The organism is Clostridium sp. NSJ-49 (assembly GCF_014287725.1).
GTDB classification, from domain to species: Bacteria; Bacillota; Clostridia; order Clostridiales; family Clostridiaceae; genus Clostridium; species Clostridium disporicum_B.
The window spans coordinates 108490-122478 of sequence record NZ_JACOOP010000002.1; the positions used below are offsets into that span (position 1 = coordinate 108490).

The following is a 13989-nucleotide window of genomic DNA, read 5'->3' on the forward strand; positions in this document are numbered from 1 at the left end:
CAGATGTGCCTACGGCAGTCCAAGAAGATTTGCTACGCAAATGTCCAAAGGTGACTACTACAGTTTATAAGTCAGCTTCGCAAATGAGCAAGAGTTGATTTTGTTAAAAAGCAAAGTGTGATTTGGTGTAAGAGTTTGATTTAGTCAAAGAGAAATGAGATGGGAGGGAGTAGTATGGAGACTAGTACAGAATTAGTGCAAGAGATTGTGGCTAAGATAATGAAGGAAATGTCTAAGACTGAAGTTGTTGCAGATAAAAAATGTGGCTGTAATGGTGGATGTGGTGGCAAGGGTAGCTGTAAAGGTGATGGTAGCTGTAAGAGTCATGAGGATTACATATTTAGTGATGTAGATTCAGCAGTAGCAGCAGCTAAAGAAGCTTATAAGAAATTAAAGACTCTTTCAATTAAAGATAGAGAAAAGATAATACAAAAAATTAGAGAAAAGTGCTTAACATACGCTGAGAGATTATCAATGATGGCTGTTGATGAAACAGGTATGGGAAGAGTTGAAGATAAGATAACAAAGCATTTATTAGTAGCAGAAAAAACTCCAGGGACTGAAGATTTAACAACTACAGCTTGGAGTGGAGATGGTGGATTAACTTTAGTAGAGCAAGGACCATTTGGTGTAATTGCAGCTATAACTCCATCAACAAATCCAACAGCTACAGTTTTCTGTAACTCTATTGGAATGATAGCAGCAGGAAATACAGTAGTATTTGCACCACATCCAGGTGCTAAGGAATGCTCTAAGTTTGCAGTTAAGCTAGTAAATGAAGCATCAATAGAAGCTGGGGGACCAAAGAACATAGTAGTTACTTTTGATAATCCAAGCATTGAGATAACTTCAGCATTAATGAATCACAAGGATGTACCTTTTATATCAGCAACTGGTGGACCTGGAGTTGTTAAACAAGCTTGTTCATCAGGAAAGAGAGCTATAGGTGCTGGAGCAGGAAATCCTCCTGTAATAGTAGATGAAACAGCAGATATAAAAGCAGCAGCAAGAGATATTATAGATGGGGCAACTTTTGATAATAACTTACCTTGTATAGCTGAAAAAGAAGTAGTAGCTGTTGAGCAAATCTGTGATGAATTAATAGTAGAAATGCAAAAGAATGGGGCTTATCTTTTAGAAGATCCAGATCTAGTTAAAAAGCTAGTAGATACAGTTCTAATTAAAAAAGGTGATAAGAGAATTTTAAATAGAAAGTTTGTTGGTAGAGATGCAAAGGTTATCTTAGATGCTATAGGAGTTTATGCTGAAGATTCAGTAAGATGCATTATCTTTAAAGGATGTAAAAAGCATTTACTAGTAGTTGAAGAGTTAATGATGCCAATACTAGGAATAGTAACAGTTAAGGACTTTGAAGAAGCTGTAGAAGTTGCTGTTGAGTTAGAACATGGAAATAGACATTCAGCTCATATGCACTCAAAGAATATAGATAGGTTAACTTACTTTGCAAGAGAAGTTGATACTGCAATATTTGTTAAGAATGCACCATCATATTCTGCTTTAGGGGTAGGGGCTGAAGGTTATCCAACATTCACAATTGCAAGTAAAACTGGTGAAGGATTAAGTTCAGCAAAGACATTTACTAAGGCAAGGAGATGTGTGCTTAAGGATTCACTTTCAATAAAGTAGAGATGGTTTGCTAGCGCAAAGGAGAAAAGTGACCTGCGGCAAGGGAAAGGATTTGCTGACGCAAATGTCCAAATGTGCCTATGGCAGTCCAGAGGCCAGCTACGCTGAGACCAAGAGATTTACTTACGTAAATGTCAAAGAATTAATATGGCAGGTAAGTAATTTGGCTTAGTTAAATAGTCAAATGTGATTTGTAGGTATAAATTAAGGTGAGTAAGTAATTAAAAAGATTTGCTGACGCAAATGTCCAAATGTGCCTACGGCAGTCCAGAGGTCAGCTACGCTGAGACCAAGAGATTTACTACACAAATTTTTGAGAGTGGCTGTGGAGAAGCAATAGTTTGATTTCAATAAAGAGAAATGAAGGGGGAGAGGGATATGGAAATTAATAATATAAATATTGAAGCTATAGTTAAAAGTATACTTCAAGAAATGACTACAGGGGCTGAAGCTCCAAAGGCTGTTTCTAATGCTAACACTGCAAAGGTTGGTATGATGACAGCTAAGGAAAGAATTGAAATAAAAGAATTCAACATACCTGAAATTAGCGATGATGAAATGTTAGTTAAGGTTGAAGGTTGTGGAATTTGTGGTACAGATGTACATGAATATAAGAATGACCCATTTGAATTAATTCCAGTAGTTCTTGGACACGAAGGAACTGGTGAAATAATAAAGATAGGTAAAAACATCAAGAGAGATTCGGCAGGAAAATCACTTAAGGTTGGAGATAAGATAGTAACTTGTATTATTCCTTGTGGAGAGTGTCCAACATGTTTACAACATCCTGAAAGAACTAACCTTTGTGAAAATCAAGGTATATATGGATTAATAAGTGATGACAATGTTCATTTAAATGGATGGTTTGGTGATTATATAGTAATAAGAAAGAACTCAACAGTGTTTAATGTATCTGATATGGATTTACACTCAAGAGTATTAATAGAACCAGCAGCAGTTGTTGTACATGCTGTTGAAAGAGCTAAGACAACTGGACTTTTGAAGTTTAACTCTAAGGTTTTAGTTCAAGGTTGTGGACCAATAGGATTATTATTACTTAGCGTATTAAGAACTATGGGTATTGAAAACATAATAGCTCTTGATGGAAATGAAAAGAGATTAGAAATGGCTAAGAGATTAGGTGCAACTGCAACTGTAAATGTAATGAAGAGCAGTTCATTTGATGAAACTATAGAGAAAATAAAAGACTTAACAGATGGACTTGGAGCAGATTTTGCTTTCCAATGTACAGGATCGCCAAAGGCTCATGCAGGAATTTGGAAGCTTGTTAAGAGAGGTGGAGGACTATGTGAAGTAGGATTCTTCGTAAATAATGGAGATGCTACAATCAACCCACACTTTGACCTTTGTAATAAAGAAATTACAGCTGTAGGTTCTTGGGTTTATACACCACAAGATTACTTAACAACATTTGATTTCTTAAAGAGAGCTAATGGAATTGGATTACCAATAAAAGAACTTATAACTCATGAGTTCCCATTAGAGCAATTACAAGAAGCGCTTGAAACAAATATTAGACAAGAAGGAATAAAGATAGCGATTATAAATAAGTAGTCGACTGAGGCGAGGGGAAAGGTAAGCTTCGCTGAGGTGAAAAGTCACCTTCGGTGAGGAGAAAAGTTTTGCTGGCGCAAAAGTCCCAATGTCAGCTTCGCTGATGCGAAAAGTTTGACTTCGTCAAAGGGGAAAAGTCACCTACGGTGAAGTGAAAAGTTTGGCTTGCGCCAAAGGTGAAAGGATTTGCTTCGCAAATAGGGGAAGGTCAGCTAGAGCTGAAGAGAAAGGTTACCGTCAGTGATAGCTATGGTTTTGCTGACGCAAAAATCCAAGAGTAATATTTGGTGATAAGAAAGATTTGACTTCGTTAAAGAGCAAGAAGAATTATTTGAGTGAGGTGCTATAGGGTGAAGGCTTTAGGATTATTAGAGGTGTTTGGTTTAACTACAGCACTGGTAGCTGCTGATGCTGCTTGTAAGGCTGGGGATGTTAGGATTGTTACTATAGATAAGAATAAACCTGGCAATGCTGACAAGCTTGAGGTACCACTTCTTATTGTAATAAAGTTTGAAGGTACTGTAAGTGATGTTGAAATGGCTATTGAAGCTGGAATAGCGGCAGCTAATAAGGTTTCTGGAGTTAGTTGTAGTTATGTAATACCTAGAGTAGATGAAGGAATTAAAGGGTTTGTAGATACAAGCTGTATAGGGTAGAGGAAGGTTTTGCTGACGCAAAAGTCCCAATTTCAGCTTCGCTGAGACCAAAAGTTTTGCTAGCGCAAAAGACCAGAGGTCATCTAGTTATGATATGAAAAGAGCAGGTTTTGCTGGCGCAAAAGTCCTAATTTCAGCTTCGCTGAGGGCAATAGTTTTGCTAGCGCAAAAGACCAAAGGTCATCTAGTTATGATATGAAAAGAGAAGGTTTTGCTAGCTCAAAATATCAAAAGTAATCTAGTTGGCATATGAAAAGAGAAGACTTTGATAACTTAAAAGACCCGATATCAGTTTAGTTAAGAATAGAGATGGCTGATTGGGTTAAGTTGAAAAGATTATATTATGTATTAAATTAAAATTTATTATAAAAATTATCGAATTAAAATATTAAAAAGAAAGATTTAGGAGGATTTTATTATGAAACAAGAAGCTTTAGGAATGGTAGAAACAAGAGGATTAGTAGCAGCTATAGAGGCAGCAGATGCAATGGTTAAGGCAGCAGACGTAACTTTAATTGGAACTGAAAAGATTGGATCTGGATTAGTAACTATTATGGTAAGAGGAGATGTTGGAGCTGTTAAGGCTGCTACAGAAGTTGGAGCAAGCGCTGCAGCTAATTTAGGTGAGTTAGTTGCTGTACATGTAATTCCAAGACCAAATGGAGATGTAGAAAAAATATTACCTACATTAGGGTAGTCGACTGCATCGAGGTGAAAGGTGACTGCGTCAGGTGAAAGGTTTGACTTCATCAAAGGTGAAGGTTTAAGTTTAAAAAAAGTGTTTTGAAATTAGGGTGGTTGTAATGAATGCAATAGGTATAGTTGAGGTTGTTGGGGTTGTGGCTTCGGTTGAGGCTTTGGACAGTATGACTAAGACTTCTAATGTTAAGTTTAAGACTATGGAGAAGAAGCTTGGTGGAAGATTAGTAACAATAGTTGTAGAAGGTTCTGTGGAAGATGTTCAAGCTGCTGTTGAGGTTGGAACGAGAACTGCAGATTCTATAACTAAATGTGTTGCTCATGCTGTGATTCCAAGACCACATGAAGAAATAATGGCTTTGCTAGATAGGAGTAGCTTGAAATTTAACAAAGCGAGATGATAGTTTATGGATGAAAAGAATATTGAAAAATCAACTGAAGAGTCTGTAGAAAAAAAGCCTAAAAGAGGCAGAAAAACATCTGCTAAGAAAGATGTAAAAGAGCCTAAAAAGTCTAAAGCTAAAGTTGAAGAGGCTAAGGTTGAAGATGTTAAAGTAGAAGAGGTTAAGGTTGATGCTTCAAAGGTAGAGGAAGTTAATATTGAAGAATCAAAAGCAGTAGATGCTGTAAATAAAGATGATATTGTTCAAGATGGAATTGATGTAAAAGAAGCTGAAGTTGTTGAAGTAGTCAGCAAGGAAGATAAGGCTGAAGATGAGATTATTTTAGAGATTAATAAAGAAGAAGTTTTTAATAAAAAAGATGAGAATTTAGGAGGAATTAAAATGGGACAACAAGCATTAGGAATGTTAGAAACTAGAGGATTAGTAGCTGCTATAGAAGGTGCAGATGCAATGGTTAAGGCTGCAAATGTTGAATTAGTAGGAACTGAAAAAATAGGATCTGGATTAGTTACTGTTATGGTAAGAGGAGATGTTGGAGCTGTTAAGGCTGCTGTTGAAGCTGGATCAGAGGTTGCTTCAAGATTAGGTGAAATAGTTGCGGTTCACGTAATTCCAAGACCACATTCAACTGTAGAATCAATTTTACCAAAACAAGCTTAATTTTAGTTAGGTTTGGTGATTTAAATGAACGAAACATTAGTACAGCTTATAACTGAAAAAGTAATGGACGTATTGAAAAATGAACAACCTTCATCTAAAAAAGAGGTGAAGGTTGGGGTTTCTGCAAGACATATACACTTATCAAAGGAACATTTAGAAGTTTTATTTGGTAATGGGTATGAGTTAAATGTTAAGAAATATCTAATGGGAGATCAGTTTGCATCAGAGGAGCTTGTTACAATAGTTGGACCTAAGTTAAGAAGTATTGAAAAAGTAAGAATTTTAGGACCAGTAAGAAAAGAAACTCAAGTTGAGATATCAGCTACAGATGCAATAACCTTAGGGGTTAAGGCTCCTGTTAGACTTTCAGGAGATACTAAGTCTTCTGCTTCAATAACTATAGTAGGACCAAAGGGTACTGTAAGAATTGATGAAGGATGTATTATTGCTAAAAGACATATACATATGCATCCAGAAGATTCTAAGAGACTTGGAATTGGAGAAGGAGTTGTATCTGTAAGAATAAAAGGCGATAGAGCTGGAATATTAGAAAACGTAGACGTTAGAGTAAGAGAAGATTTCCACTTTGAAATGCATATAGATACAGATGAAGCTAATGCATTAGGAATCAAAAATGGAAGCTTTGTAGAAATTATTTAATGTTAGAAAAATGTTTATATTTGCTTCATACTTCGGAATTAATTCACTAGCATAAGAATTTCTATTATTTCTTACATGAGAATTACTAAAGTTTGTGAACTTAAGTGAGATTCAAAATTTTAATTTTGTTAATCGAACTTACTCATTCGACGTTAGGAGAAGGAGCTTCATTAAAAAAACAGCACAAACTTTTTAACGTAATTTTCATTCCAGAAATAATGAAATTCTAGATGTTAGTTCATGATATTCCTGTGTATGTATCAAATATAAACATACATAACTAACAAAAAATACTAAAAATTTCTTAAGGGATTTGATATAAAAGGTCTTAAGGTTAATGAAGAAAGTAACAGAGGTTGATTTGGACAAGGATGAAGATTGGACAAGTCTTGTTTTTTCTTGAAAGGAGAAAAAAATGTTTATTGGTACTGTTATTGGGAATGTTGTTAGTACTAGAAAAGAGGACAATTTGATGGGGTATAAGCTTTTGATAGTTAAGCCTGCTGATGATTATAATAATGGGAAGAATATAGTTGCAATTGATAGGGTAGGAGCTGGGATAAATACTGAGGTTATAGTTACTACTGGGTCTAGTGCTAGGTTAGGACTTAATAAAGAGGTACCGGCTGATGCAGCTATTGTTGGAATCGTTGATTAGTGATGGTTTTGCTTACGCAAAAGGTGATGGTCACTTGCAGTAAAGTTATGGTTGCCTACGGCAAGGTGATGATCGCTTATAGCGAAGTTATGGTTTGCTGCGCAAAGGTGATGGTTTGACTTCGTCAAAGGTAGTGGTTACCTGTGGCAAGAGGATGGTTTTGCTTACGCAAAAGATTATGGAATTGTTTGGTCATAAGGTATAGAGGTAAAGGAAGTGATTTTATATGGTGCTTCAGGAGTTAAAGGATTTACTTAAGGAAAGTGGGATAGTTGGTGCAGGGGGAGCGGGTTTCCCTACTTATGCGAAGTTATCTTATGATGTAAATACTGTTATTTTAAATGGTGCAGAGTGTGAACCTTTATTTAGGGTTGATCAGAATTTGTTAGCAACTCATACAGATGAGATTTTGACAGGATTGAGTCTTGTTGTTGAAGCTGTAGGAGCGAAGGAAGGAATATTGGCTTATAAGGAACATTATCATGATGCTGATGAAGCTATTGAGAGAGTTATTTATAAGTACCCACGACTTAGAAAGAAATTGCTTAAGGATGGATATCCAGCAGGTGATGAAGTAGTTTTAGTTTATGAAACAACAGGTATGGTAGTTCCTCAAGGTGGAATTCCTATAAATGTTGGGGCAATGGTTATGAATGTTGAAACAGCGTTAAATGTTTATAATGCAGTGGAAAAGAAGGAGCCAGTTACATACAAGTATTTAACAGTTGGTGGAGCGGTTAATGAGCCAAAGACTTTAAGAGTTCCAATAGGGACAAAGTTTGGTGATTTACTTAAAGAAGCTGGTGGACCATCTATAGATAGTTATAAGCTTTTAGTTGGTGGACCAATGACTGGTGTAATAGGGAATTTAAATGATACTGTGACTAAAACTACAAAGGGTATATTTGTATTACCAATGGACAATCCAATAATTGAGCTTAGAGAATATAGATTGAAAGTTGCTTTAAAGAGAGCCATGGGAGTTTGCTCTCAATGTAGAATGTGTACAGATTTATGTCCAAGAAATTTATTAGGACATTCAATTGAGCCACATAAAATTATGAATTCGTTAGCTTTTGGACTTGATTATAATTCAGAAGTTTTTGTAAATGCATTGGCATGTTGTGAATGTAATCTTTGTTCAGCTTATTCTTGTCATCAAGGATTAAATCCTAAGGCAATTATAGCTGATTTAAAAGGAAGACTTAGAGCTAATGGTGTTAAGTTACCAAAGGTTGATAGTAAGGTTAAAGAGGAAAAGGAATTTAGAAGAGTGCCTGTAGGCAGAGTTGTTGCAAGGTTAAAATTAACTAAGTACAACGTTGATGCTCCTCTAAATGAGATGACTTTAGAGCCAAATATTTTAACTATAAAAGCCAGACAATCAATAGGTGCTCCAGTAACATTTACTGTTAATAAGGGAGATAAGGTAACTAGTGGACAATTTATAGGAAGTATAGATGAGAAGTCTTTAGGAGTATTTTTACATAGTCCTATAGATGGAATTATTAGTGAAATAAATAAAGATTATTTAGTAATAAGAAGGGAGGGATAATTCTTGGTTAGTGCATTAGGATTAGTTGAATATTTAAAGATTCCAACAGGGATGATGGCTGCAGATAAAATGTCAAAGACATCAAATATAGACATTATTCATGCTGCAACAGTATGTCCTGGGAAATATATTGTATTATTTAAGGGAAACTTATCAGATGTTAAGGCTGCCATAGAAGGTGGAACGATAGGATTTGAGCATAATGTGATAGATTCATTTTTATTAGGAAATCCTACTGAGCAAATATATGGTGCAATATCAGGAAGTACATCTGTAGAAATTAAGGGAGCTGTTGGAATAGTTGAGAGCTATTCAGTTGCATCTATAATTGAAGCAGCAGATATAGCAGCAAAAACATCTGCAGTTACTCTTGTGGAAGTTAGACTTGCAAGAGGGATGTGTGGAAAAAGCTTCTTTATTATAAATGGAGAATTATCCGCCGTTGAAATGTCAGTAGAAAATGCAAAGAAACACTTGATGGAGAGTGGAATGTTATTAGATTCAGCAGTAATTGCAAATCCATCAGATAACTTTATAGAGAACTTGTATTAATTGGACCCCGAAGGTCCAGAAAATTGGAAATTAAGGTGGTGGGATTTGTGGATAATATATTTGAAAAATCCGAGACTACTAGAATTATTCAGGAGTTTGTTCCTGGGAAGCAGGTTACTTTGGCTCATGTTATTGCTAATCCTGTGCCTGAATTGTATCAAAAGTTAGGTTTGGTAACTAATCAAAAGGGATCTATTGGGATAATGACAATAACTCCAAGTGAAGGGACTATAATAGCTGCTGATATTGCAACTAAGGCTTCTGATGTGTCTATTGGATTTATTGATAGGTTTAGTGGATCTTTAGTTATAGTTGGTTCTGTATCTTCAGTTGAAGAATCTTTAAGGGAAGTTATGAAGGTTCTTGGAGATATGCTTAAGTTTACAGCAACAAATATAACAAGGTCTTAAAATATATTAAAGTTTAAAGTATTGCTAATATGTAATATTTAATATGGTAGTTTATAGATAAGATATAATTTATATGATTTCCTCCTTAAAACATATAAAATAGATTAATCTACCTGTGTAAGTATTATATATTAGCAATTTTTATTAATAGTTAAAGTTGGTGAGATTATGAAGAAGGTTATATTTATAGGTAAAAGTGGTTGTGGTAAAACGTCTCTTTGTCAGAGACTTCAGGGGGAGGAGATTAAGTATAAGAAGACTCAGTCTATAGATTTATATGTTGATTCTATTGATACTCCTGGTGAATATTTGGAGAATAGAAATTATTATAGTGCTTTAATAACAACAGCTGCTGAGGCTAATATAATTGCTTTAGTTCAGGAGTGTGGTGATACTATTTCTATGATGCCACCTGGATTTGCTGGGACTTTTGGTAGAGAAGTTATAGGCATTATAACTAAAACTGATATAGGTGAGTGTGAAGATAGTATAGATATTATTGAAGAACAATTAAGAGTTGCAGGAGTTAGTAGGGTCTTTAAGGTTTCAGCTTATTCTACTGAAGGAATAGAAGAATTGAAGAGATATGTAGATGGACTATAAAAAGGCTTATTGGCAGGGTAAGACAATCTTTATAGAAAGTAATAGATAAGATTTATGAGTAAATAGATAATTGTAAAATAAAGGATGATTTATTAGAAAAAATAAAATAAAGTAGTAAATTGAATAGTGCTAATAATAGATTAATTTTCAAAAATTGAAAACAACCCTGAAATTGTTTACAGATATAGCTATTTATTATAGTATAAAAGTGTAAATAGGGACAAGTTAGCTAGTGATTTTAGAGCTTGTACTAAATAGTGTTGATATTAAAAATATAGTCATTATAAGGATTAACTATATTAGAGTTATTAATACTTTTAGAGAGAGGGTATATTAGCTAATTTATTGATGGAGGGAAGTTTTTATGAAAGATTGTAGATTACCAAAAGACTTTTTCTTTGGAGCAGCAATGTCTGGTCCACAGACTGAAGGTTCTCATAACAAAGGTGGAAAGTTACCAAGCTTCTGGGACAGATATTCTGACTTAGAAATTAATAAGTTCCATAATAATGTTGGAAGTTATGTGGGAAATGATTTTTATAATAAATATGAAGATGATATAAAGATGTTAAAGTCTTTAAACTTTAATTCTTTTAGAACATCAATACAATGGTCTCGTTTTTTAGATAGAGATGGAAACATAAATCCTGAGGGAGCAGAATTTTATCATAGCGTAATAGATTGTGCTTTAGAAAATGGATTAGATATTTTTATTAATCTTTATCATTTTGATATGCCAGCTTACCTTTGTGATAGAGGTGGTTGGGAAAGTAGAGATGTTATAGAAGCTTATGCTAATTATGCTAGAAAAGCTTTTAAGGAATTTGGCTCTAAGGTTAAGCATTGGTTTACATTTAATGAGCCAATAGTTGAGCCAATGTGTACATTCCATCAAGCTTTATGGTATCCATATATAAGAGATGAAAAAAGAGCTATGACAGTACAATATCATATAACTTTAGCTCACTGTTTAGCTGTTAATGAGTTTAGATTAGCTCAAAAAGCAGGGGAATTATGCGAAGGAGCAAGGATAGGTTTAATAAACTGTTTTGCACCTCCATATACTAAGGAAAATCCATCAGCTGAAGATTTAGAAGCAGTTAGAATGGAAGATGGAATTCATAATAGATGGTGGTTAGATGTTGTAAGCAAGGGGGAATTACCTCAAGATGTACTTGATACATTAGAAGAGTACGGAATAGCTCCATATATTAGACCAGGAGATAAAGAAATAATATCCTTGGGTAAAGTTGATTGGTTAGGATTTAATTATTATCAACCAGCAAGAGTACAAGCTCCAGCTAAAAAGTTTGATGAAGAGGGAAATCCAATATTCTCAGACCCATATATCTGGCCAGATAGAAAGATGAATGTCCATAGAGGATGGGAGATATACCCTAAAGGAATCTATGATTTTGGAATGAAGATTAAAAATGAGTGTCCAGGCTTAGAATTCTTCATATCAGAAAATGGTATGGGAGTTGAAGGCGAAGCTAAATATGCAGATGAAAATGGAGTAATCCAAGATGATTATAGAATAGAGTTTGTTAAAGAACATCTTGAGTGGGTTGCAAAAGCAATTGAAGATGGAGCAAACTGCGTAGGATATCACTATTGGGGAGCTATAGACAACTGGTCTTGGATGAATGCATTTAAGAATAGATATGGATTTGTTTCAGTAGACCTTATGGATGGATATAAGAGAAAGAAAAAGAAATCAGCAGATTGGATTGCAAAGGTTGCTGAAACTAAAATAGTAGAATAATCAATACGACTCTAAATTGACTTAAATAGTTGATTTAGAGTCATTTTTTATTCAATTAACATAAAGGATAATAAGGAGAGTTACGTTGTTAATAAAATTATTAAGAGTGATAACTACTTGTAGTTTAATCTGTGAAAGCTTTAATACAATAAATGGTTTATAGAATAAAGTTTCTGAAAGTGTTAATATAATATTAAACTAATTAATGAAAAATTGTATACGAGTTAGTTGATTCTTAAACTGCTCGATAAATAGGAATTTGTGAGGGGAAGAATGGAAAATAAGCTTATATTGGTAGAAGGTATACCAGGTGCAGGTAAAACAACTACAGCAAGAAAAATAAAAGATAAATTAACATCAGAAGGGAAAAAAGTAATACTTTATGAAGAGGGAGTATTACATCCAGCAGATATGGCGTGGAATGCTTATCTAAATGAAGAAGAGTACGTTGATTTTTTATCAAAGTGCTTTGAAATGTGGGAAACTTCAGAAAAGACTATTAGTAAAGAGGAACTAAAGTACAGGGTTGAGGTACAAGCTCAAAAGGAAGACAAACATGTTATCTTAGCATACACAAGAATAGGTTTTCCAGAGAATTGCTATTGGAGTTTAATAGATGAGGTTGCCTCAAAAGAAATATGTGATGGTAGACGTAGTTTAAAAGAATTTAAAGAAATCCATTTAAAGCGTTGGGAGAGATTTGCTAAGAAGGCATTATTAGATGATACTATTTATATTTTTGAGTGTGCATTCCTTCAAAATCATATATTTGAGTTATTAGGTGTATATGAAAAAAGTGATGAAGAAATTTTAGTATATCTTAATGATTTAATAAGTACAGTGCAATGCTTAAATCCATGTATTGTTTATATTGACCCTAATAATGTTGAAAAAGTAGTACTGAAGGCAGCAAAGGAAAGAAAAGCATCAGACAATTCAAGAAAAGATTGGATTGATGAAGTTGCTAATTGGGTTAGTAATATAAATTATGGTAAAAATCATAATTTAAGCGGAAAAGAGGGCGTATTTTCTTTTTATAAAGAAAGATTAAGAATAGATAAAGTTATGATTGAAAAATTAGATATTCCAGTAACTATAGTTAATAGAAATTGATATTTTGAGAGGAGATATAGAATGAATAAAAAGCTATTTTTGAGATTAGGAGTATTGTTATTATCTCTGTCACTTGTGGCATGTGGGCCAAAAGATAATTTTTCTAAAACTAATTCAAACAAATCTAATAACAAAACTCAAAGTTCTATAAAAAAAGAAGAGAATAATATAAAACAAGGCACTGCCCCTGATGTAAAAGAAGAGAATAAGGTAAATAAAGACACTAACTCTCCTGAATTATTTATTGTTGCAGGAGGAAGTAATAAGGTACCTGGAGTTTGTGAGTATTATTTATCTGAACTTGAAGTTACACCAAGAATAAAACCTTCAATTAATACTAAAAACTCTTCATATTATGATGAGAAAAACCAGGATAATATTTATGTAGATGTAGTTTTTGATGTATATAATTTAAGTAATGAAGCTAAAATGGCTGATGATATAATAACTACAAAAATAAAAATCAAAAATAATGAGTATTCATGTTTTTCTCTTGTAGAGAGTACTGATGGATCTGATTTAGAAAAAGATGCTTCAATAAACCCACTAGAAGAGAGAAATATTCATTACGTAGCTGAAGTACCTATAGTTGATTCTACTACTGGTGAATTAGAGGTTATATTAACTATAAACGGAAAGAATTTTAGTAATAAGTTTCAGTTAGATAGTATTCAAAGTTCAGTAAAAGAAAATACAGAACAAAACACTCAATCAGATGTAAAGCAAGGCTTAACTGAAGAGGAATATTACATAATAATAAAAGAAGCTAAGCAACGTCAACAGGATTATATTGATTCTATTGATGATACTCATATTAAGCAGTCAGTGCAATCCTCGCTTTCTGCTGCCATTGCAGAATCATCAGCATTGTATATAAAGTATCCGGATGATACTGATACTATAGATGCAGCTCTAAAGCGTGTTCTTGATGGTGAATAGTTTTTGTTAATTTTTACTTTTTGCTAAAGGTTGAAAAAGTCGAATTTTGTTGATATAATAAAAATCTATTATTACGAATAATTAATTGAATTT

The 13989-nt window shown here is 33.8% G+C and carries 15 protein-coding genes; all 15 read left to right on the forward strand.

What is annotated here, in order from left to right; genetic code table 11:
- Positions 1–174 precede the first annotated feature (174 nt).
- Positions 175–1647: an aldehyde dehydrogenase family protein gene (locus H8S10_RS01185; RefSeq protein WP_186837675.1), complete on the forward strand. Its 1473-nt coding sequence runs from the start codon at positions 175–177 to the stop codon at positions 1645–1647.
- A 378-nt stretch (positions 1648–2025) separates the two neighbouring features.
- The gene (locus H8S10_RS01190) at positions 2026–3222 is read left to right on the forward strand and encodes a zinc-binding dehydrogenase (RefSeq protein WP_186837676.1); all 1197 of its coding nucleotides are present in this window, start codon (positions 2026–2028) and stop codon (positions 3220–3222) included.
- A 350-nt stretch (positions 3223–3572) separates the two neighbouring features.
- Positions 3573–3878, forward strand: a complete 306-nt coding sequence (locus H8S10_RS01195; protein WP_186837677.1) for a BMC domain-containing protein — start codon at positions 3573–3575, stop codon at positions 3876–3878.
- 418 nt (positions 3879–4296) lie between these two features.
- A complete protein-coding gene (locus H8S10_RS01200) occupies positions 4297–4575 on the forward strand; it encodes a BMC domain-containing protein (protein WP_055268265.1) in 279 nt (92 codons plus the stop codon).
- A gap of 106 nt (positions 4576–4681) precedes the next feature.
- Positions 4682–4978 (forward strand): BMC domain-containing protein, encoded by a 297-nt coding sequence (locus H8S10_RS01205; protein ID WP_055268267.1) that lies wholly within the window; start codon positions 4682–4684, stop codon positions 4976–4978.
- A gap of 384 nt (positions 4979–5362) precedes the next feature.
- A complete protein-coding gene (locus H8S10_RS01210) occupies positions 5363–5641 on the forward strand; it encodes a BMC domain-containing protein (RefSeq protein WP_055268299.1) in 279 nt (92 codons plus the stop codon).
- A 24-nt stretch (positions 5642–5665) separates the two neighbouring features.
- Entirely contained in the window at positions 5666–6301 is a 636-nt protein-coding gene (locus H8S10_RS01215) for a phosphate propanoyltransferase (RefSeq protein WP_186837678.1), read from the forward strand.
- A gap of 415 nt (positions 6302–6716) precedes the next feature.
- Positions 6717–6959: a EutN/CcmL family microcompartment protein gene (locus H8S10_RS01220; protein ID WP_055268271.1), complete on the forward strand. Its 243-nt coding sequence runs from the start codon at positions 6717–6719 to the stop codon at positions 6957–6959.
- Between the two features lie 226 nt (positions 6960–7185).
- The gene (locus H8S10_RS01225; protein WP_186837679.1) at positions 7186–8514 is read left to right on the forward strand and encodes a 4Fe-4S dicluster domain-containing protein; all 1329 of its coding nucleotides are present in this window, start codon (positions 7186–7188) and stop codon (positions 8512–8514) included.
- A gap of 3 nt (positions 8515–8517) precedes the next feature.
- Positions 8518–9066 (forward strand): BMC domain-containing protein, encoded by a 549-nt coding sequence (locus tag H8S10_RS01230; protein ID WP_148315782.1) that lies wholly within the window; start codon positions 8518–8520, stop codon positions 9064–9066.
- Between the two features lie 47 nt (positions 9067–9113).
- Complete coding sequence (locus H8S10_RS01235; protein WP_186837680.1) at positions 9114–9476, forward strand: BMC domain-containing protein; 363 nt, start codon at positions 9114–9116, stop codon at positions 9474–9476.
- Positions 9477–9644: 168 nt separating this feature from the next.
- A complete protein-coding gene (locus tag H8S10_RS01240; RefSeq protein ID WP_186837681.1) occupies positions 9645–10079 on the forward strand; it encodes a EutP/PduV family microcompartment system protein in 435 nt (144 codons plus the stop codon).
- Positions 10080–10443: 364 nt separating this feature from the next.
- Positions 10444–11844, forward strand: coding sequence for a glycoside hydrolase family 1 protein (locus tag H8S10_RS01245; protein ID WP_186837682.1), 1401 nt, complete (start codon positions 10444–10446; stop codon positions 11842–11844).
- Positions 11845–12117: 273 nt separating this feature from the next.
- Entirely contained in the window at positions 12118–12957 is an 840-nt protein-coding gene (locus H8S10_RS01250; protein ID WP_186837683.1) for a thymidylate kinase, read from the forward strand.
- 21 nt (positions 12958–12978) lie between these two features.
- Entirely contained in the window at positions 12979–13896 is a 918-nt protein-coding gene (locus H8S10_RS01255; protein ID WP_186837684.1) for a hypothetical protein, read from the forward strand.
- Positions 13897–13989 lie beyond the last annotated feature (93 nt).

Excerpts from the sequence above, each read along its gene's own strand:
- H8S10_RS01185 (WP_186837675.1), top strand. The coding sequence starts at position 175 with ATGGAGACTAGTACAGAATTAGTGCAAGAGATTGTGGCTAAGATAATG.
- H8S10_RS01190 (WP_186837676.1), top strand. The coding sequence starts at position 2,026 with ATGGAAATTAATAATATAAATATTGAAGCTATAGTTAAAAGTATACTT.
- H8S10_RS01200 (WP_055268265.1), top strand. The coding sequence starts at position 4,297 with ATGAAACAAGAAGCTTTAGGAATGGTAGAAACAAGAGGATTAGTAGCA.
- H8S10_RS01205 (WP_055268267.1), top strand. The coding sequence starts at position 4,682 with ATGAATGCAATAGGTATAGTTGAGGTTGTTGGGGTTGTGGCTTCGGTT.
- H8S10_RS01210 (WP_055268299.1), top strand. The coding sequence starts at position 5,363 with ATGGGACAACAAGCATTAGGAATGTTAGAAACTAGAGGATTAGTAGCT.
- H8S10_RS01215 (WP_186837678.1), top strand. The coding sequence starts at position 5,666 with ATGAACGAAACATTAGTACAGCTTATAACTGAAAAAGTAATGGACGTA.
- H8S10_RS01220 (WP_055268271.1), top strand. The coding sequence starts at position 6,717 with ATGTTTATTGGTACTGTTATTGGGAATGTTGTTAGTACTAGAAAAGAG.
- H8S10_RS01225 (WP_186837679.1), top strand. The coding sequence starts at position 7,186 with ATGGTGCTTCAGGAGTTAAAGGATTTACTTAAGGAAAGTGGGATAGTT.
- H8S10_RS01240 (WP_186837681.1), top strand. The coding sequence starts at position 9,645 with ATGAAGAAGGTTATATTTATAGGTAAAAGTGGTTGTGGTAAAACGTCT.
- H8S10_RS01245 (WP_186837682.1), top strand. The coding sequence starts at position 10,444 with ATGAAAGATTGTAGATTACCAAAAGACTTTTTCTTTGGAGCAGCAATG.
- H8S10_RS01250 (WP_186837683.1), top strand. The coding sequence starts at position 12,118 with ATGGAAAATAAGCTTATATTGGTAGAAGGTATACCAGGTGCAGGTAAA.
- H8S10_RS01255 (WP_186837684.1), top strand. The coding sequence starts at position 12,979 with ATGAATAAAAAGCTATTTTTGAGATTAGGAGTATTGTTATTATCTCTG.